This is a genomic window from Planktothrix sp. FACHB-1365, assembly GCF_014697575.1.
Classification (GTDB): Bacteria; Cyanobacteriota; Cyanobacteriia; order Cyanobacteriales; family Microcoleaceae; genus Planktothrix.
This window is the reverse complement of sequence record NZ_JACJSC010000020.1, coordinates 74,372-93,994: the sequence shown is the minus strand read 5'-3', so window position 1 is coordinate 93,994 and position 19,623 is coordinate 74,372. Positions and strand designations below refer to the sequence as shown.

The 19,623-nt window shown below is 38.5% G+C and carries 17 protein-coding genes; 6 read left to right on the top strand and 11 right to left on the bottom strand.

The window, feature by feature from the left end; all coding sequences use genetic code 11:
• Window position 1 precedes the first annotated feature (1 nt).
• Entirely contained in the window at window positions 2-3,319 is a 3,318-nt protein-coding gene (locus H6G57_RS19395; protein WP_190521457.1) for a tetratricopeptide repeat protein, read from the bottom strand.
• Between the two features lie 205 nt (window positions 3,320-3,524).
• On the opposite strand from H6G57_RS19395, the gene rpiA reads away from it, so the two are divergent.
• Together rpiA and H6G57_RS19385 are read left to right on the top strand one after the other, a co-directional pair.
• A complete protein-coding gene (rpiA, locus tag H6G57_RS19390; RefSeq protein WP_190521456.1) occupies window positions 3,525-4,235 on the top strand; it encodes a ribose-5-phosphate isomerase RpiA in 711 nt (236 codons plus the stop codon).
• Between the two features lie 112 nt (window positions 4,236-4,347).
• Entirely contained in the window at window positions 4,348-5,529 is a 1,182-nt protein-coding gene (locus tag H6G57_RS19385) for an aldo/keto reductase (RefSeq protein WP_190521493.1), read from the top strand.
• A gap of 87 nt (window positions 5,530-5,616) precedes the next feature.
• Here H6G57_RS19385 and H6G57_RS19380 read toward each other — a convergent pair whose 3' ends face one another.
• The 3 genes from H6G57_RS19380 to H6G57_RS19370 all read right to left on the bottom strand — a co-directional run bounded on the left by H6G57_RS19380 (window position 5,617) and on the right by H6G57_RS19370 (window position 8,258).
• Complete coding sequence (locus H6G57_RS19380) at window positions 5,617-5,835, bottom strand: hypothetical protein (RefSeq protein ID WP_072721511.1); 219 nt, start codon at window positions 5,833-5,835, stop codon at window positions 5,617-5,619.
• A 277-nt stretch (window positions 5,836-6,112) separates the two neighbouring features.
• On the bottom strand, window positions 6,113-6,868 hold the full coding sequence (locus tag H6G57_RS19375; protein ID WP_199314374.1) for an amino acid ABC transporter ATP-binding protein: 756 nt from the start codon (window positions 6,866-6,868) through the stop codon (window positions 6,113-6,115).
• A complete protein-coding gene (locus tag H6G57_RS19370; protein ID WP_190521454.1) occupies window positions 6,840-8,258 on the bottom strand; it encodes an ABC transporter substrate-binding protein/permease in 1,419 nt (472 codons plus the stop codon). Before H6G57_RS19370 ends, H6G57_RS19375 begins: the two co-directional genes overlap by 29 nt.
• Before the next feature lie 300 nt (window positions 8,259-8,558).
• On the opposite strand from H6G57_RS19370, the gene cysC reads away from it, so the two are divergent.
• Genes cysC through H6G57_RS19350 form a run of 4 tightly spaced genes read left to right on the top strand, consistent with a single transcriptional unit; the run spans window position 8,559 to window position 11,072 of the window.
• Window positions 8,559-9,170 (top strand): adenylyl-sulfate kinase, encoded by a 612-nt coding sequence (gene cysC, locus H6G57_RS19365; RefSeq protein ID WP_190521453.1) that lies wholly within the window; start codon window positions 8,559-8,561, stop codon window positions 9,168-9,170.
• 57 nt (window positions 9,171-9,227) lie between these two features.
• A complete protein-coding gene (locus tag H6G57_RS19360; RefSeq protein ID WP_190521490.1) occupies window positions 9,228-10,016 on the top strand; it encodes a DsbA family protein in 789 nt (262 codons plus the stop codon).
• Between the two features lie 28 nt (window positions 10,017-10,044).
• On the top strand, window positions 10,045-10,704 hold the full coding sequence (locus tag H6G57_RS19355; RefSeq protein ID WP_309235972.1) for a lysophospholipid acyltransferase family protein: 660 nt from the start codon (window positions 10,045-10,047) through the stop codon (window positions 10,702-10,704).
• A gap of 56 nt (window positions 10,705-10,760) precedes the next feature.
• Window positions 10,761-11,072: a DUF2288 domain-containing protein gene (locus tag H6G57_RS19350; RefSeq protein WP_190521450.1), complete on the top strand. Its 312-nt coding sequence runs from the start codon at window positions 10,761-10,763 to the stop codon at window positions 11,070-11,072.
• A gap of 6 nt (window positions 11,073-11,078) precedes the next feature.
• On the opposite strand, the gene H6G57_RS19345 is transcribed toward H6G57_RS19350, so the two are convergent.
• The 7 genes from H6G57_RS19345 to H6G57_RS19315 form a co-directional block, all read right to left on the bottom strand.
• Entirely contained in the window at window positions 11,079-11,780 is a 702-nt protein-coding gene (locus H6G57_RS19345; RefSeq protein ID WP_190521448.1) for a phosphorylase, read from the bottom strand.
• Between the two features lie 121 nt (window positions 11,781-11,901).
• Window positions 11,902-12,078 carry a hypothetical protein gene (locus tag H6G57_RS19340; protein ID WP_190521447.1) on the bottom strand — a complete coding sequence of 59 codons (177 nt, stop codon included), beginning with the start codon at window positions 12,076-12,078 and terminating at the stop codon, window positions 11,902-11,904.
• Between the two features lie 183 nt (window positions 12,079-12,261).
• Window positions 12,262-15,819, bottom strand: coding sequence for a PAS domain S-box protein (locus H6G57_RS19335; protein WP_190521444.1), 3,558 nt, complete (start codon window positions 15,817-15,819; stop codon window positions 12,262-12,264).
• A 31-nt stretch (window positions 15,820-15,850) separates the two neighbouring features.
• Window positions 15,851-16,174 carry a circadian clock KaiB family protein gene (locus H6G57_RS19330; protein WP_190521442.1) on the bottom strand — a complete coding sequence of 108 codons (324 nt, stop codon included), beginning with the start codon at window positions 16,172-16,174 and terminating at the stop codon, window positions 15,851-15,853.
• Window positions 16,175-16,196: 22 nt separating this feature from the next.
• On the bottom strand, window positions 16,197-16,523 hold the full coding sequence (locus tag H6G57_RS19325) for a circadian clock KaiB family protein (RefSeq protein ID WP_190521440.1): 327 nt from the start codon (window positions 16,521-16,523) through the stop codon (window positions 16,197-16,199).
• A gap of 252 nt (window positions 16,524-16,775) precedes the next feature.
• Entirely contained in the window at window positions 16,776-17,264 is a 489-nt protein-coding gene (locus tag H6G57_RS19320) for an Hsp20/alpha crystallin family protein (protein WP_190521438.1), read from the bottom strand.
• Window positions 17,265-17,580: 316 nt separating this feature from the next.
• Window positions 17,581-19,392, bottom strand: a complete 1,812-nt coding sequence (locus H6G57_RS19315; RefSeq protein WP_190521436.1) for a response regulator — start codon at window positions 19,390-19,392, stop codon at window positions 17,581-17,583.
• Window positions 19,393-19,623 lie beyond the last annotated feature (231 nt).

Genomic DNA, 19,623 nt, shown 5'->3' with positions numbered 1-19,623 from the left:
CCTATTTCCTATAAAGTTTCCAAAAAAGATCATACATTTCCTGAGCTAATTTTTTAGGATTCCATAACGGAGCTAAAGATTCAGGGTTTTGAGATTGAATTAAATGGGATTTAATTTGATAACGTAAATTTTGATCTAATCCTAATCGGATGCCTAATTGTGTATATTCTTCCCAACTCCAAGCAATCCCAAAATCCAAATTAACTGCTTTTAAAAAGGAATAACCCATGCGAGAAAGATACTGTTCCCCCCCACGAGTCACAACGGGTAAATTTGCAGATAACGCCTCTAAATTATGGGTTCCCCCATTATAAGGATAGGAATCTAATAAGGCATCTGCCACATAATAAATAGCTCGATGTTCTTCTTCAGTTTTTGTTAACCCAATAAAAATTAAACGACTCTTATCAACATTGTATTCCTCACAAACTTGATGATACAATTCTCGAATTAAGTTATTATCCCCTTGACCTTTACGAAGGAGTACACTCTGAGGAACATTCTTGAGAATTTTCACTTGAGCTTCAATCATTTCTTGATTAATTTTTCGCCCCGGTGCTACACATAAATACACCATTTGATCAGATTGAATATTTAAACTATTTCTAACAGCTTCTCGATCTACAGGACGACTTTTAAAGGGTTCTAAAGCTACAGAAGTATGAGGTAAACGGATTAACTGTTCTAGGTAATGTTTTTCAATACCTTGGGGATGGGTATATTGATCACAGAAGAAATAGTTATCTGAGGAAATATACGGTGCATCAAATCCTAACCAAGATACACAAACTGGGGCGGGTCGGCGATATAAAATTTGTACGTTAGTCGGAACTGTCATTGAATCTAAATCGACTAAAATATCTAACTGATCTTTGAGGATTTCTGCGGATATTTCTTCGGCTGAAGCAAATCCATTTGGATAAGCTTTTGGCCAATAACACCGGGTAGCGATTTGTTCAAAGCGTTGGGTCACTTCATCCGCTAGTAACTGTCCGGTCACATAAAGATAAATATTAGGGGAAATTAGGGACAATTCTCGAATCAAAGCTTCACTACACCATCCTACAGAGTGGCGGCGGAAGTGTTTAGAAATAAATCCGATTTTGAGGGATTTAGAGATGGTTTTGGAAGGGACAGAAGCATATTGAGCAGATGAAACATCACGGAAGCGATATTTATAATATTGTTGGGCAATTAATCGATAAAATTGGGCATTTTTTTCGACAGAATCTCGCAGGTGAGATACGGTAAACAGCAAAATTTCATATAAAATAATCGCTTCTGATATATTAATTTTCTCAGGATCTTGATAACAAATTTTTTCTAATTCTAAAAGTTTATCTAAAGCTTGTTGACAACCTCCTGATTGACTATAAGCAAAAATATAGGCAATTGCCGATAAAATTGGAACTTGCTCTCCACATCTTTGACAATATAAATCTGACATTTCACGGGCTTTGGCTAAATTCGTGGAATGACTGAGTAAATCACATAACTGTTGATACGCTTCTGTAAAATCGGGTTTAAGTTCAATGGCTTTTTCTAAATTAATAATAGCTTCTGCGGGTTGATCATGTTTGCGAATATGAGCTAATCGACAATGAATTTCAGCCCAATTCGGTTGAATCGCTAAGGCTTGTTCAAAGTTTTGAATTGCCGCTTCTACACGACCGATACGAGCATAAAGATTCGCTAGATTTGCATAACTATCCATTGAATCGGGTTTGAGTTTAATCGCTTGTTGATAGTGATAGATTGCCTTTTCTGCTTCCTGTGTATTCGAGAAAATATGACCCAAATAAAGATGGGGTTGGGGCAAATCGGGGTTCAATTCAATAGATTTGTAATATAATTGAATGGCTTCTTGTTCTTGCCCTTGTTGCGATGGCGTAGCCGCCACCTGTTGGTATCGCACGCTTGCCATATTAGCATAAATTTCAGCCCAATTTGGTTTTAAAGCAATCGCCCGTTGATAGCTTTGAATTGCTTCTTCCCATAATCCCCGACGAGCTAAACTATTCCCAAATTCAAAGTTAAATTCCGCTTCGACTAAATTCGGTTGTAATTCTAAAGCCTTTTGCCAAGCACTAATCGATTCATCTACTCGACCAACCGTTTGAAAAACTTTCCCTAAATTCCAGTAAACCGCCGCTAAATTCGGATTAAGTTTTAAGGCTTTTTCATAACTCGCAATTGCCTGATCCCAACGTTGCATTTTAAACAACATGGTTCCAATATTAGCGTGAATTTCGGGAAAATTGGGTTGCAGTTCTAAAGCCAAAGAATAAGCGCGCAAGGCGGCTTCAATTTTTCCTTGAAAGTGTAAGGTATTTCCTAATGTTAAATAGGCGGGTAAATAGTCGGGTTGAAGTTTTAAAGCTCGATGACAAAGGGCGATCGCTTGCTCAAATAAGCCTTGATTGATTAAGATTTCAGCTTGGTTTTTATACTGTGCTACTTCAGAAGTTTCACTAATTTTTTCCAGGGGATTTTCTACTAAAAACTGTTCACTTCCCGACGTAATTAAAGTCGCTTTAATATTTGACTCTAATTGAGATTTAAGTTGTGTTTCTAGTCCAGAACTCGCCAACTCTAATCCCCCTTCATAGAACCTTGGGCTATTCTCCTGAATGTCTTTTTGTTCCTGAAACTTAAACTGAAGCAGTCGATTAAGTTCCTGATGAGCAAAGGCTTGTTGAGGATTAATTTCAATGGCTTTTTTATAACAATCAATGGCAAAATTAACTTGATCAACTTTTAGCCAAATTTCAGCTAATTTTAAATAGTATAATTCTTGATTGGGTTGCAACAGGATTGCTTTTTGGTAATAATCAATAGCTTGATTAATCTTCTCCTGTTTACTGAGTAAATTCCCCAACATCCAATAAATCAACCCATGATTCGGATTAATTTGTAGAGCTTTTTGATAATTTAAAAACGCCTCTTCAAACCGTTCTTGCTGAAAATAAATACTTCCTAAATTAGCATAAGCTTCTACAAAATCCGGTTGAATTTCTAAAGCTTGGGTATAGGCCCAAATTGCTAAATCAAAACGAGATTGCGTGTAAAGGGCATTTCCCACCCCTAAATAGGCTGAAGAGAACTGAGGTTTTAAATTGAGAGCTTGATGGAGAGTTTCAATTCCATCTTCTTCCTTTCCAATTAAAATATAAGTTTCCGCCAGTCTTTTATAAATTTCTGCCTCTTGAGAATTCAGTTGTAAAGCTTGCTGAAATTTATGAATAGCAGCGTCTAAATTTCCCAATTCTTTAAGCTGAATTCCTTGTTTTAATAAGACAGAAACGGCATCTAAACTCACAAGTAACTCTCCAATCAATATTAAACACCTCTTGATAGGATTTAAGTCGGGTATACCCTCGACTTAGCTCAAGATCCGAATGGTGACTCGTCCCACGTTCTTGATTATATTCCCTAATTGACCCAAACTCGGTAGACTGATCACGGGGAGTAAAATCTGCAATTGCTCTTTGTCCAAAACAGCCCTTTATTGAGGATAAATTAGAATGAGTGAACAAGATCCCGTAACATTGATGAAACAGTACGTTGGGAAAGCAGCCGCAGATCGAGTGAAATCGGGAACCATCGTCGGACTCGGAACAGGTTCGACAACGGCCTATGCCATTCAGTATATTGGAGAACGCCTCAAAAGTGGAGAACTCAAAGATATTAAAGGCATTCCTACCTCCTTTCAAGCAACAGTATTAGCCAAAGAATATGGTATCCCGTTAACAACATTAGATGAAGTTGATCGGATCGATGTTGCCATTGATGGGGCCGATGAAGTTGATCCGCACAAAAATTTAATTAAAGGCGGAGGTGCCGCCCATACCCGTGAGAAAATTGTCGATAGTTTGGCGGAAGTTTTTATTGTGGTAGTCGATAGTTCTAAATTAGTTGATGAACTCGGATCAACGTTTTTATTACCTGTTGAAGTCATGCCATTAGCCATGACTCCGGTGATGAAAACCCTGGAAAAATTAGGAGGAAAACCTACCTTGAGAATGGGGGTAAAAAAAGCAGGGCCAGTGGTCACAGATCAAGGAAATTTAGTCATTGATGTCAAATTTGATGCCATTGAAAATCCAGCCGAATTAGAAAAAGAAATTAACAATATTCCTGGGGTGTTAGAAAATGGTTTATTTGTGGGAGTTGCGGATGTAATTCTGGTGGGTGAAGTCATCAACGGAGAAGCTAAAGTTCGGGAAATTTCCTAATCTTAAATTATAGCATAAACCCTGGTTCCCTAGTTCTACCAGGGGATGTGCTACATAGTAAGTGAAGCCTGAAAAAATCGCTTTCTGAATTTTTAATCTTGAGGTTTTTATGATGTATTACAGACGATTTGGACGAACAGAATTACCGATGCCTGTGTTTTCCTGTGGAGGAATGAGATATCAACATCAATGGGAAGATGCCCCCTTTGATCAAATTCCAGAAGCTAATCAAAAACAACTGGAAGCTTGTATTTATCGTTCCTTAGAATTGGGGATTAATCATATTGAAACAGCGAGGGCTTATGGGACTTCAGAAATGCAGTTAGGTAAAATTTTACCTAAACTTCCGAGAGAACGATTAATTGTACAAACAAAAGTTTCTCCTAACCCTGATCCTTTAAAATTTAAACAAGATTTTGAGCAATCTTTAGCTTATTTACAATTAGATCATGTTGATTTACTCGGAATTCATGGAATTAATACCTGTGAAATTTTAGAAGATACAATTAAACCCGGTGGGTGTTTAGCCGTCGCCAAACAATTACAAACCCAGGGAAAAGTTAGGTTTATTGGCTTTTCAACTCATGGCCCGACAGACGCTATTATTCAAGCTATTGAAACCAATGAATTTGATTATGTAAATTTACATTGGTATTATATTAATCAAAATAATTGGCCGGCTATTGAAGCCGCAACTCGCCACGATATGGGGGTTTTTATTATTAGTCCGTCCGATCAAGGCGGTCAACTTTATAACCCCCCGGAAAAGTTAATGCAGTTATGTAGTCCCCTGAGTCCAATGGTATTTAATAATTTATTTTGTTTAAGTCATCCTCAAGTTCATACCTTAAGTATTGGTGCTTCTAAACCAACGGATTTTGATGAACATTTAAAAACCCTTCCCTTGTTAGATCGCTGGGATGAAATTTTACCTTCTATTTTGCAACGTTTAGAACAGGAATTAATTAATTGTTTTGGGGAAGCCTGGGCGAAAACCTGGAATATTGGTTTACCTCGTCAGGAACAAACCCCGAATAATATTAATATTCCGGTGATTTTGTGGTTAAGAAATTTAGCGATCGCCTATGATATGATTGACTATGCTAAAATGCGCTATAATTTATTAGGAAATGGCGATCATTGGTTCCCCGGAAAAACGGCTGAAGGGGTCGAACAGTTAGATTTAAGTCAATGTTTAGTTAACAGTCCCCACGCGAATCAAATCCCTGATCTGTTAGCCGAAGCTCATCAATTATTAAAAGCAGAAACGGTTTTACGCTTATCTAAAAGTTAATATTTCATCCTTCAATATTTGCTACCCATCCCTATCCCGTAGAGACGCGCCATGGCGCGTCTCTACGTTGGGTTAAGATCAAACGGTCTAATACGCTAAAGTTTCTAAGGTTTCCCGTAAGTACAAACTCACTAATTGATCTAAATTGGTTGTTGGTTCAATTAGGTTTAAATTGCGTTCCAATTCCCAGCGTTGAAAACCAGAACTAGATGCGATCGCTGTTTTCAGATTTTGCCAGATTTGAGAATCTTCACCCCACTGATTTGAAGCGAAAGCGGTATTATCTTGAAGGGTTGAATTTGCCATCGTTCTGTACCTCATTAACAGCAGTATCTAGTTTAGAGAAAAATTCTGTTATCCGTGATACAGATTATCATTCAAACTGAGATGATTCAGTTTCATGAGGAATCAGAATTCACCGACAACAGAAACCCATGTAACATTAGTTAATATTACACACATTTTGCCAATTTGGGTCAACAAATGTTGATAGAGAACAGGGAACAGGGAACAGGGAACAAGGAATAGGGAATAGGGAATAGGGAACAGGGAACAGTAAGCATTTTTCTTTTCCCTGTTCAGTTTAAAGCATTTTTTCTAAGAATTGCTTCGCCCGTTCACAGTCAGGATTTTTAAAGAATTGTTCTGGGGGAGCATCTTCTGCGAGTAAGCCACTATCGAGGAATAAAACTCGGTCAGAGACTTCTTTTGCAAATGCCATTTCATGGGTAACAATTGCCATTGTAATTCCCGTTTCAGCCAACCCTTTCATAACATCTAAAACCTCTTTCACCATTTCAGGATCAAGGGCGGAGGTGGGTTCATCCATTAATAAAATATCCGGTTCCATCGCCATAGTCCGGGCGATCGCAACTCGTTGTTTTTGTCCCCCTGAAAGTCGAGAGGGATAAACATCGGTTTTATCAGATAGTCCGACTTTTTGTAATAACTCGATCCCCAATTGTTTCGCCACAGGTTCAGACAGTTTCTTAACTTTCATAGGTGCATAGATGACATTTTGCAAAACTGTTAAATGGGGAAATAAATTAAAGTGTTGAAACACCATTCCCACTCGCTGACGAACTTTTAAAATTTCAGCTTTGGGATCAGTAATTTCTATCCCATCAATAAAAATATGCCCCGATGTGGGTGTTTCCAGAAGATTTAAACAGCGTAAAAATGTAGATTTTCCGCAACCCGACGGCCCAATAATAGAAACTACTTGTCCTTTTTGAATTTCCGTTGAAATCCCTCTTAATACTTTTAAATCTCCAAAAGATTTATACAAACGATCAATTTTAACCGCCGTATTAACTGCTACGTTTGAGTTGGTATTCAAGTTTATTCGCTCCCCAGGTTAAGGTAATAATCATCAGATAGTAAATCACCGCCACGAAAATTAAAGGTTCAAAGTAAATATACTTTTCGGCCCCAACAATTTGAGCGCGGCGTAACAGATCTTCAACGCCAATGACTGAAACTAACGTTGAATCTTTTAACAGGTTAATACTTTCATTAACCAAAGCCGGAAGAATATTTTTTAAGGCTTGAGGTAAAATAATATCTAACATCATTAGTTGATAGTTGACTCCCAAGGCTTCACAAGCTTCTTTTTGTCCTTTATCAACGGCTTGAATTCCCGCCCGAATAGTTTCGGAAATATAGGCCCCTGAATTCAGAGAAAAGGTTAATATCCCCGCTTGAAAAGCTGTAATATCATATCCGGTAAGTTGGGGAGTGGCAAAATAAATTAAGGTTAATTGAACAAGTAGGGGTGTTCCTCGAAAAATAGAGGTATAACCTTGAGAAAAGATATTCAAGGGTTTAATTGTTGAAATCTTAAATAAAGCGAGTATTGTTCCCCACAGAAACCCAAAAAAAGCAGAGACTAAACTAAATTGTAAGGTAATAAAAATCCCTGCTAAAATATAAGGAATATTGGGAGCAATTTTATTAAAATCGAGTTTTAATCCCGTCCCATGAGGAATTTCAGAGGTTTCAGCAACTACCACTGGGCGATCAAACCATTGTTTTGCCAGTTCGTCTATTTTACCACTGGCTTTCATTTGTTGAATCACTTGGTTAAAGGGTTGAACTAAGGGTGATCCTTTCGGAAAAGCGATCGCTGATCCAGCTTCTTCTGTATTCGGAACTTCGTGATAAACTAACCCTGGATTTGCTGCAATATACCCTTTAACAATCGTATTTTCTAAAACTCCAGCATCCAGGCGTTTTGAGTTTAATTCCTGAATAATATCACTGGTTTTATTCAAGGGAACTGCAATGACTCCTTGCCAATTTTTAACCGCTTCCTGTTGAATTGAACCGAGTTGTACCCCGACTTTTTTTCCGTTTAATTGTTCAGGATTTGTATAATTTTTATCTTGCAAACTAACAATCGTATTTTTAGCTTCAAAATAAATATCGGAAAATTCTACATTTTTTTTACGATCAGGAGTCGGTGTCATTCCCGCCATGACAAAATCCGCTCGTTTAGCAGTTAAAGCCGGAATTAATCCGTTAAAATCCATCCCCACAACGGTCAGATTATAGCCCAATTGCTTGGTAATATATTCCGCAATATCCACATCAAAGCCAACAATTTTTTCTCCACTGGTAGCCGTATCTTTAAACTCATAGGGGGGATAATCTGGGGAGGTTGCCATCACTAAGGTTTTTGTTGTCCCAGAGGGATTTTCCTGGGCTAAAATCTGCGAAGGCTGTCCCATAACAATGCCCCAGATTATTCCAGTCAGCAAAAACAAAAATAACAAAAATTTAAAAGGTTTGGTTGCCATCATCCTGTTGTTGAATGAATTAAGAGCCGTTATTGTGATTCGATTTAATTTCAGGATATTAACCGAGAAAATTCTGTAAAATTTGATCCTTTTTTTCATTTTGTTACCTTTAACAGCAAATATCCGTTCAACACAATACAAATTATTGTTAAAAAGTCAAGGAAAATTAAAAAGAAATCAAAGCAATCTTCAAAGATAAATTCGGGACGGAGATCAAGCTTGAGTTGACTGATGATCCAATCTTCACTTACCATAATAAATGAGAGATCTAGCTTAATCAGTACAACAGGAGAAAAATCGTTAATGCAGCATCGAGGTGTGACGGTATGGTTTACAGGTCTGAGTGGTGCCGGAAAAACCACCATTAGCCGAGCGGTCGCTGAGATCCTTCAACAGAAGCAATGTAAACTCGAAATATTAGATGGAGATATTGTTCGGGAAAACCTCACCAAAGGTTTAGGATTTAGTAAAGCAGATCGAGATGAAAATATCCGTCGGATCGGCTTTGTTGCCCATCTATTAACCCGAAATGGGGTGATTGTCCTGGTTTCAGCTATCTCTCCCTATCGAGAAATTCGCGAAGAAGTCCGCGAAAAAATCGGTGATTTTGTAGAAGTCTATGTTAATGCACCCTTAACGGTTTGTGAAGATCGAGATGTCAAAGGGTTGTATAAAAAAGCAAGAGCCGGGGAAATTAAAGGGTTTACAGGAATTGATGATCCTTATGAAGCTCCAACAAACCCAGAAATTGAATGTCATACTGATCAAGAAGATTTAGCCGAAAGTATTGCTAAAGTTATGCAAAAATTAGCCGAGTTAGGCTATATTTCCAGTAAGGATTGACCGTTAACGGTGGACAGTTGACTGTTAGTATAAAAAAGAATCGATTGGGTAATGGCTATGAAACAACAAGTTTATCGGTGGTCACGGTTATGGATCAGCACGGTCTTGATGATTACGATCGCCTTGACGAGTTGTTCACAACCCGCCCAGTCGGATCAAACGGTGAAAGTGAACCCAGAACTGGAAAAACAAATCCTGCAAGTGATTCGAGCGCATCCAGAAGTTATTTTAGAGTCGGTTCAAGCGTATCAACAACAACAGGACGGCCAACTGCAACAGGCGCGACAAGCGTTCCTCGACCAGATGAAAACGAATCCTAAAGCTATTATTGGAAGCTCTCCCGCCACAGGTGCGTCAACTCAAGATATTGTTCTGGTGGAGTTTTCAGACTTTCAATGTCCCTTCTGTGCCCGCGCTCACCAAACCATCCAGCAGTTCATGAAGGCTCACCAAGATCAGGTGACACTGGTTTACAAGCATTTTCCCTTAACTCAGATTCATCCTCAAGCCTTAAACGCGGCGAAAGCATCCTGGGCGGCTCAACAACAAGGAAAATTCTGGGAATACCAAAATGCCTTGTTTACTCAGCAAGATCAATTAGGAGAAGAATTGTATGTGGCGATCGCCAAACAGTTAAACCTGAATCTTGATCAATTCAACCGCGATCGCCAAAGCCCACAAGCCCAAGCCGCCCTTCAAAAAGATATCCAATTAGCAGAAAGTTTGGGGATTTCGGGAACCCCTTTCTTTATCATGAATGGTGAAACCTTCTCCGGCGCAGTGGAATTATCCGAAATGGAAAAAGTCTTAGCGACCGTCCAAGCATCCAAAGGTCAGAAAAACTAACCTTTTCCCGAACTATTCAAACAATCGCGTGAATCAAGAATTTGCATCTGTTGTGAGAAGCCGTGAACCCCTGTCCAGTTTGATTTTATATCACTTGTTTAAGTGGTCAGTGGTCAGCCCGATGCTGCATCTCTATTTTCAAGGTCGGATTTATGATGCAGATCGGGTTCCCCTAGCAGGGCCATTAGTGGTGGTCAGTAACCATGCCAGTGATTTTGACCCTCCTCTACTTTCTAGCTGCATGGGGCGTCCCGTTTCCTATATGGCAAAGGAGGAATTATTTGAAGTTCCCGTTTTGAAACAAGCCATTTCCCTCTATGGGGCCTATCCGGTTAAACGGGGTTCACCTGATCGCAGCGCCATTCGTGCCGCCTTAAAACAGTTAGAGAATGGTTGGGCTACAGGAGTTTTTTTACAAGGAACTCGTACCCTGGATGGTCGGATTACAGAGCCTAAATTAGGGGCGGCGTTAATTGCGGCTAAAGCGAAAGTGCCTTTATTACCGGTGTGTTTATGGGGAACTCACGCCATTGTCAATAAAGGTTCCTATCTGCCTCGACCTACCCCCGTAACCGTTCGAGTCGGCCATTTAATCCCTCCCCCTGATTCTACGGATCGGGACGAATTATTAACCCTAACTCAGAAATGTGCTGATGAAATTAATGCACTGCATGATTTAGGACGTTAATCAGTTATCAGTTATCAGTTATCAGTAATTCGTAATTCGTAATTCGTCAATTTTTTATGGAAACTGAATCTTTAAGAGAGCAATTAACCGAAAATCTGGATGAAGCAGAATGGGATTGGTTAACTCCCCATGTGGAACGAGAAGTTGTGATTGTTGTAGAACCCCAACTCGATTTATTAGCAGTGGGAGAAGCGATCGCTTTGGATAATACGGCTTCGGTACAACATTGGATTAGTGAACAACTGATTTCTAAACCCTCTCCAGAGCGGATTTCTGAATGGAATGATCAGCCGAAGAAAAGATTTCAAGCATTAATTGTGCAACCGTTTGTGTTAGTTCAAGAAATGAAGGCTGAGGGTGAAGGGTGAACTTTTTTAAACCATGGTTAATCTCCCCAATTTTTGAGTCACTTGTTGTAAAATCTTAAGACTTTTTAACCCACTACGAATCAGTTGTAATGCCTGAATCGGATGTTGTAGCATGACCTTCAGTAAGGGTAATTTTTTTAATTGTCCGTTGGGATCAATTACAGTCGTTAAGTCGGGTAAATTTTGATAGAAATCATCACTAATTACCCGCACCATTGCCACTTTAATTCCTACTTTTGTTAACAATTCTAATATAATTGTGCCTTCCATATCCACGACTTCAACAGGATACCGTTGACCTAATTTTTGTTTTTCAACGGCGGTCGTAATTACCTGTTTGCTAGTTAATCCACACACTAAATGAGCAGGAATGAAGTGCTGGTGTAACGCCAAAGTTAAGTCAATATCACAACAATGTTGAATTGCTCCTGGAGAAATTAAAGGTAAACAGTTTTTATAAATAACAATATCTCCGATGTGTAGATTAGGGGATAAACTTCCACACAATCCTAAAACTAAAACTTGTATTGAGGACTGACTTTTAACTGCATCTGATGTTAGCCATTCTTGTAAATAAACCGTTAAAGATTGAGAGCCAATGGGAATCGGAATCACTTGCATAAACGAGGATTCAATCTTCTGTAATCCTCGCATAACTGCTTGATATTCTTGACCTTGAGGAACCAGAATAAAATTAAATGGCTGCATCCTTAACCTTGATGATTCTAGTCTCAACATTTGCTATATTAAAATAACAAATAACTCAAAAACAAGACTATTAATTCTACATCATTTAGTTCAGACTTAGGATGCTATTTTACCATTCCACTTAGACTACTGCTAATTTTTTAACTGTTTTTTCAAGAGATGCGGTATACTTCAGAATCGAGGCTTGAGCCGCAGTTAAATCGGGCATTTCTTGCCAACAGTGGCGACACCGCCAAAACAGATGACCTCGATGAAAGTGTCGCAGCATCGGATGAGTACAACAGGGACAGTTTGGCATAAACGTTTGTTAAACCTCATGAAAAGGGATAAGGGATCAATTACCCGCCTGGGAGGTAAGTTTTAAAACAGGATTAAAATAATGATTTGACAATAAAAAACAAATTTGAAGAACTTTTGAAGATTTGGCAAATTCGGAAAACTGTAATAAATCTATACATTTTGAATAAAAAATAAATCAAATTCACGCGAGATGATCACAGGTTTTGCTAAAAAGACACACCTGATTTCGTCCCTGTTGTTTAGCTTGGTACAACGCAGCATCCGCCGCCCGTAAAATGGACTCTCCGGTTACACCTTGGGCTGGGAAGATGGCAAGCCCTAAAGATAAGGTAATCTGACCTAAATCTTGATAGTGATGTTGTAGCTTGAGATTTTGAACTTCAATGCGGATTGTTTCTGCCCTTTCCTCAAGAATTTCCAGAGAAACTTCAGGTAAAATCAGGGTAAATTCCTCTCCCCCATAACGGCAAGCAATATCTGACCCCCGGATATGTTGTTGTAAAAAAGCACCCAGTTTTTGTAAGACAATATCTCCTGCATCATGACCATAGTTATCATTATAATGTTTAAAGTGATCAATATCAATCATCATCACCCCTACACAAAATTTCTGGCGTTGGGCGCGGCTAATTTCTCGTTCTAAAGATTCTTCTAAATAACGACGATTATATAACCCCGTCAAACTATCTCGAATACTTTGATATTCTAAGGCTTCTCGTAGTTTTAAATTGGCTAACGCTAAAGCAATATGTTCCGCAACAGCTATAGCTAACCGTTGTTGGTCTTCAGAAAGTTGTCCAGGTTCCTGAGAAGCCAAACATAATAACCCCAAGGCATCTCCTTGGGCGGTCATGGGAATACAAAGATGTTCAACCGCAGGTAAAGGAACCCCAGATGACTCTATTGCCGTTGTCACTGGTCGGCCAATTTCACTAGAATTGATTAATTTGAGTTGACTCCGATGTAATTTTTTATAGATATGTTTACATAATAAATGGCTCTTAGGAGAACCTACAAAATGAGATCTTCCTCGACGCAATGCCCAGCAATCTTGAGGGCTAAAAACACTCTCACTCACCGCCTCTAAATTTCCCCAACTAGCAACCATTTCCACTAAATTTTTAGAATTTTTAGTCACAAATAAACTCCCCGAAAGATGGGGGAAAAAAGGCTTGAGTAATTCATTAATGACTTGATACGCTTCTTCGGTTGAATTACACGCTTGTAAGAACTCACTCATTTGACCGAGTAGCACGGTTTCACGATTTCGTTGTTTCAAATCATTCACCCAACGGGTAAGTTTTTCATTGGCTTGTTGAGCCGCTTCTTGGGTTTGCTTACGCTCTGTAATATCACGACAAGTTACCGCTAAACCATCGAAAAGGGGAACTACTTGCAACTGTACCCATTTGGCTTTAACATTCGGGTCAGAAACTGCTAATTCTTCCTCAAATCCTTTATGGGTTTTGAACCCCCGCAGATATTTATCAAAATATCCCCATTGTCCCCAAGGAAAAATATCATAAAGTCCTTTTCCGAGTAAACTTTCTTTATTTTGGGAAATCATTTCTTCCGCTTTAGAATTCATATCAACCAAGATAAAATCCATTGATTTTCCAGATTCATCTCGACAATTTTGTAATAGAAAAAACGCATCTAAACTGCCATCAATTGCGGCTCTAAACCGCGCTTCTGACTCCTGAAGAGCGACGGTGGCTTTTTGTCGTTCAAGGGCTTCTTCTTGCAGGTCGTTAATGGCTTTTTCTAATTCTTGGGTTCGCTGTTCTACTCGTTCTTCTAATTCTTCATTAATTTGATGTAATTGATTTTCTAAGAGTTTCCGTTCCGCAATTTCTCGAATTAATTCATCATTGGAAGTTGCCAATTGCAGGGTTCTTTCCTGAACTTTAATTTCCAGGTTTTCTTGAGATTTTTGAATCGCTAATTCTACTTGTTTACGATCGCTAATATCCCGCATAAAAACCGTTAAAATTTTACCTTGATCTAAAAACAACTCAGAAATAGAAACCTCAGCCGGAAATTCATTACCATCTTTGCGACGACCGATGACTTCACTATAATCTTTAATATTTTTAAATAAACAACAATTTGAAGATAATAATTCTAAGTGAGATTGATCATTTCTTTCAATAAAAGTTTTAGAAATTAAAAGACAAAAGGGCTGTTTTAACACTTCATTTGCCGTATAACCAAATATTTTTTCAGCCCCTTGATTAAATAACGTAATTTGTTGCTCTTCATTAATAGAAATAATGGCATCTTGAGCCATATCTAAAATGCCAGCCAAGCGCAAACCGGAATCGATAATCGCTTGTTCAGCTTGTTTTGCCTTGGTAATATCTCGATTAATTTTTAGAATCGCAATCGGATTTCCGTCCCCATCTTTTTTGAGCGACCAACTACTATGAATAACCACAATATTTCCTTGACGGTTTGTTTGAATTAATTCTCCTTCCCATTTTCCTTGCTCAAACACTTCTTGGTGAATTTTATCAAGGGATTTAGGAAATTGAGTGTTTAAGATTTTAACTAAATTTTTTCCTAATGCTTCTAATTTAGAATATCCATAAAGTTTTTCAGCCCCTTGGCTCCAATAGGTAATATTATTATTCAAATCAACGGCAACAATTCCATCATTGGCTAAATCTAAAAGTTGAGTCTGATCTTGTAAAATTTGTTGAGTTCGGGCTTGTTCTAATAGTTCTTGTTTTAACCGATGATTTAAAGATTCCAACTCGGCGGTACGTTCAGAAACTTTGATTTCCAGGTCTTCATTAATTTTTTTTAGTGCTTCTTCTGCCCATTTTCGCTCCGTAATATTGGTTAGAATCACCACACAGCCTTTGAGAGAATTATGGGGAATTGAAAGGGGACTAGCACTCATAAGAAAGTTGAAGGTTTTGCCATCATCTCGCAGAAATAATACTTCTTGACCTTTATAGAGATTCCCATTAATAACGGAGGCGATTGAAAACATTGAATTGTTCTCTGTTCCCAAGCCAGACTGACCGCCATTAGAGTTGGGGAAGAGTTCAAGTTTAATCATGTCATCGAAATTAGAAAGCAGTAAATTTTTACCTAAAATTTTGTGGGCTTCCTCGCTGGCTCGAATAATTTTTCCTTGATGATCACAAACAATAATAGACTCTGCCGCTTGTTCTAACAGTAGCCTAGTTAACCGTTCTTGAGCAATCAACTCTTCATCTCGTTTTTGTTCTGATAAATCCGTAACAATTAAACATCCAACTTCAACCCCTTTTTGATTTAAGATACTAATGGACAGATAAACCGGAACCTCAGTTCCATCCGCAGCAATTAAGATTAATTCTCCTTTCCCAGAACCCAAACTCGCCTTCTGACATAAAGCCTCAAATAACATGATGTCAGAAGGGGAAATAAATTGTTTAAAATCGCTACCAATTAATTTTTTTAACGGGGTTTTGACTAAAGCAGCGAGTCGTTTATTACAATAAAGCAATAACGTACTATCGGTAGTAATCGTTGCCGCGCCTTCTTTCATTTCTTCGACTAAAAGTCGATAGGAAGAATCCGCCCCTTGCAGGGTATAAACTTGCTCTCCCTGTGATCCCGCAATCACTAAGGCATCCACTTCTCCATTGCCAATGGCGCGTAATGTTTCCTCAGCAATTGATAATTGGTAACGCAGATTATCAACTTCTTGTTTTAATTCTAGTTCTGATGGTTTAAGGTTAACCATAGTTAACTCTCAAATCTAGGAAAAACATGATTTAAAAGGATAAATTTAAAGCCATGAGGATTCTTTCAGTTTGAGATAAATCCCCAATAATTCGTTGTAATGGTAAGGGTAGTAGTCGAATCAAAGTTGGGACAGCAACGATGGGTTCACCTTGAGTTAATTCCGGTTGCTGGTAAACATCAATTACTTCTAAATCATAATGATCTTTCAAGTAAGTTTCACAAATGTGCTTGATAGTTTTTAAAGCAAGAATTGACTTAAAATTAGTTCCTGCAATATATAAACGAAAGCTGTAAAAATTTTCCTCTCTTAGTTGCTGAAATTCCGGTTTAGGTTGCAGAGAATGAGATTTCATGATCTTTTCCTTTTGTATTGAATTAAGGATTTTTCCACTCTTCCCCTTTCCATAGTTCTAAACCCACTAAGACTTTTTCAGGATTGGATAAATCCCCAATAACTTGCTTCAAGGGTTGGGGAATGGTGCGAACTAATGTAGGAAGGGCAAAAATTTTATCTTGCTGGGCGAGTTGCGGATTTTCTAACAAATCTATAATTTCAATTTGATATTGACCCTGGAGATACTGCTCACAAATTTTTTTTAAATTGGTGAACGCTGTAATCGCTTTAGGTGTTTGCCCAGCAACATATAAACGAAGTTCCCATAATTTGGGTTCATCGGGTTCCCAGTTTTCTTGATTATCCATGATGTGGTGGGTTCTCCAAATTTAATGACATAAATTGTCATTGCAAGTTTCGCTAAATACATTCTAACCACAGAATACTCAACCGGATGATTAATAAAGGTTTACGACGGTAAAACCAACTGGGTTTACTGAACGAATAGAAAGGGATTAGAGGGTTGATCAATGATAGTAATTTAGACTCAAACTCAAGTATGATTAACCAGTAGTAGCTGAAATATAATGTAGACTCAATTAAAACATTATTGTTGCCATTCACTCTCTAGCCACAGATAACCTTTTAACCGTTGAATCACAACGAACGATAATTCCTTGAGTACAGGGTGAAAAGGTTTGTTGCTTGGGTAAAGTGAGTTGTAATACATTCCCCTGAAATTCTGCTGTTACGGTTTCGGGATGCACCGAATAAGGTAAAGGAATCAAACTTTTAAATTCTTGGGCTGGATAGGTAAAATCACAATAACCCAAAATTTGTACCTGTTCAATCTTTTCTCCCGCTAAAAAAACCGTTTCGGATGTTACCCGAATTTCCAAATCTTCGGGTTGAAAATAGGGAATAGAGATGTTTAAAAGAAGATGGGTTGACGTTTCTTGCATTTGGACATCCCGAATTGGTGTTGTTCCCTCCTGAGCGACCCAAATGGTGAGGGGGGGATTGGTTGAAATCGGGTTATCGGTGAAAATCTGTATCTGTTGATACAGATTGCTCAGAAACTGCCAAATTTTTAAATTCTCGAAAATCATGAATTGCTTCTGCTAAAGTTTCCTGATAAATTCCCGCGCTCAAAGTGAACAGGTGTCCATTTGATTGCTTTTATGAATAACTTAGCAAGGAAATTTGAAGAAAATTTGAAGTTGAGTTTTGATTTCTTAAGATTTTTCTCATTACGAATTATAAATTGGGAAAAGGTTTGCTGGATTTAGTACAGACCCCCCTGGACACAGCCAGTTATCCCGTCAGGCTATGGCCACTCTTGATTTAGGCCCGTTTGTACAACTGTAATGTATAGTGCTATAGCCGATAAAATTGCCAAAATTATTTGATTTCAACGTTCATCGATTACAAAATAGGTTGCAAACGACGCAAAATTTCGGTGCTTAGGGCTTCTGCACCCATGTCCTTACTTAGATATTGGGAAGCCCCCACTGCAAATGCTTGGACAATTCTACTTTCGTCAGTATAAGCTGAAAAAAAGATGATCGGAAGATGTCGCCATCGTTGATCAATGCGTACCGCTTGGCAGAGATCTAAACCATTGAAACCGGACATTTCCCAATCTAATATTAATAAATCGGGATGACAATCTAACAGCACCTCCCAAAAAGCTTCCGGGTTTTCTAGGGTTATAACGCTTATACCTATTGCATTTAACAAGTTACTCATATAGCTTAAAAGAGCAGGATCATCATCCACAACTAAAACCCGATTTCCCCTTCCCCGTCGAGACCAGGAGAGTACCTCCGTCACAGCTTTTAAAATTTCATACGCCGGTAAAGGTTTAGATAAAAAGGTCTTTACACCTAAACGAGCAACCGTAACACGAGCTTTTAAACTTTGCCCTCCAGTTAAAGTAATAACGGGGATTTGAGGAATCCGACGGCTGAGTTCTGCTAATAACGTTAAACCACTTTCTTGAGGATTAGGAAAGGTTAAATCGAGTAAAATAATATTAGGAGGATTTTGACTAATCATTTTACGAGCAACGGAAAGATCCGTCGCAATTTCAACTCGCAACCCCCAAGCATTCGCTTCAACTCGAATTTGTTCTGCTAAAATTAAGTCATCATCAACAATTAAAATCAAGGGAGAATAAGCAACGGGTTCTGAAGATAAAGGAATTAATAACGTTTCTCGACTGGCTTCCAAACTCAGGGTTGCGACTAAATCAGAAATTAATTGACTGTCTTTAATATCTAGTTGAGGATCTTCTAAAAGATGTTCAAGTTCTCGCGCCACTTGTGAGCCTTCCCGCAACCCAAAAAGTCCCAATGATCCCGATAATTTATGAGCTTCCTGTAACGCTTGTTTTTGAAGTTCTGGGGTTAATCTTTTTTCAACTAAAGCAGAAGAAACTTGTTCTAAAATGGCAATTTGTTCTTTAACTTTAACTTTAAAACTTTGCCAAACATGAGCGGTTTTTTCCCGAATTTGCTGTCGAGAGTTTGTCGGAGAAACCATTACTTTAGACTCAGGGGGATTGGAGGGGGATCTTAACCGATATCCCAACCCATGAACTGTTTCAATTAAGTCTGCACTTCCCGCAGCTTTGAGTTTTCGACGCAAACATTTAATATGGGTACTCACGGTTTCTTCCCCCGGAGATTCAGCAAAATCCCACAGTCGATCTAAAATTGCCCTGCGGCTAAAAATTCGCTTAGGATTGAGTAGGAAGAGTTCTAGTAAACAATATTCTTTTGAGGTTAAGTGAATCAACTGATCTTCACATTTAACTTCATTGTTAATCGGGTCAAAACAAATATTTTCCCAGGTCATTACTGCCGAAGAAACTGATTTTCCCCGACGCAACAAAGCCCGAACTCTTGCCATTAATTCATCGGGGTCAAAGGGCTTCACCACATAATCATCGGCTCCGGCATCTAAGCCAATCACCCGATCTGTACTGCTATCTCTAGCCGTTAATAACAGGATGGGGCTTTGATATCCCTTAATGCGGAGTTGTTTACAAACACTAATCCCATCTAGTTTAGGAATACAAATATCTAATAAAATTAAATCATAGGTAAAACTCTCAGCCAGTTCTAAGGTGGTTAAGCCATCTGTTGCCGTATTAATAGTATATTGATGACCCAGAAGAATTTCAGCTAAGGCGGCACTGGTGAGGGGGTCATCTTCGACCAACAAAATTTTCATTAATATTCCCTCCGTTACTGAGTTTCATCACTCTTACCGGGGCTATAACTCTAGGGTATTTCATCATTGATCTTAACCATAAATTCTTAAGGATTCAACCTAGGAAATTTCCCCAACTTAGATCGGTTCCAGGGTCTTACCCCCATGAGATTCCTGGAAACTCTAAATGATCAATTAATATGCAATTCTTAACTGTTGGCTACAAATACTTGTGGGATACCTAATCACTTT

Bases quoted from the DNA above. Each gene is read 5' to 3' on its own strand.
- H6G57_RS19360 (WP_190521490.1), top strand. From the start codon at position 9,228: ATGAAACAACAAGTTTATCGGTGGTCACGGTTATGGATCAGCACGGTC.
- H6G57_RS19350 (WP_190521450.1), top strand. From the start codon at position 10,761: ATGGAAACTGAATCTTTAAGAGAGCAATTAACCGAAAATCTGGATGAA.
- H6G57_RS19315 (WP_190521436.1), bottom strand. From the start codon at position 19,392: ATGAAAATTTTGTTGGTCGAAGATGACCCCCTCACCAGTGCCGCCTTA.
- H6G57_RS19325 (WP_190521440.1), bottom strand. From the start codon at position 16,523: ATGGATAATCAAGAAAACTGGGAACCCGATGAACCCAAATTATGGGAA.
- H6G57_RS19385 (WP_190521493.1), top strand. From the start codon at position 4,348: ATGTATTACAGACGATTTGGACGAACAGAATTACCGATGCCTGTGTTT.
- H6G57_RS19340 (WP_190521447.1), bottom strand. From the start codon at position 12,078: ATGCCAAACTGTCCCTGTTGTACTCATCCGATGCTGCGACACTTTCAT.
- H6G57_RS19335 (WP_190521444.1), bottom strand. From the start codon at position 15,819: ATGGTTAACCTTAAACCATCAGAACTAGAATTAAAACAAGAAGTTGAT.
- H6G57_RS19330 (WP_190521442.1), bottom strand. From the start codon at position 16,174: ATGAAATCTCATTCTCTGCAACCTAAACCGGAATTTCAGCAACTAAGA.
- cysC (WP_190521453.1), top strand. From the start codon at position 8,559: ATGATCCAATCTTCACTTACCATAATAAATGAGAGATCTAGCTTAATC.
- H6G57_RS19320 (WP_190521438.1), bottom strand. From the start codon at position 17,264: ATGATTTTCGAGAATTTAAAAATTTGGCAGTTTCTGAGCAATCTGTAT.
- H6G57_RS19345 (WP_190521448.1), bottom strand. From the start codon at position 11,780: ATGCAGCCATTTAATTTTATTCTGGTTCCTCAAGGTCAAGAATATCAA.
- rpiA (WP_190521456.1), top strand. From the start codon at position 3,525: ATGAGTGAACAAGATCCCGTAACATTGATGAAACAGTACGTTGGGAAA.
- H6G57_RS19370 (WP_190521454.1), bottom strand. From the start codon at position 8,258: ATGGGACAGCCTTCGCAGATTTTAGCCCAGGAAAATCCCTCTGGGACA.
- H6G57_RS19380 (WP_072721511.1), bottom strand. From the start codon at position 5,835: ATGGCAAATTCAACCCTTCAAGATAATACCGCTTTCGCTTCAAATCAG.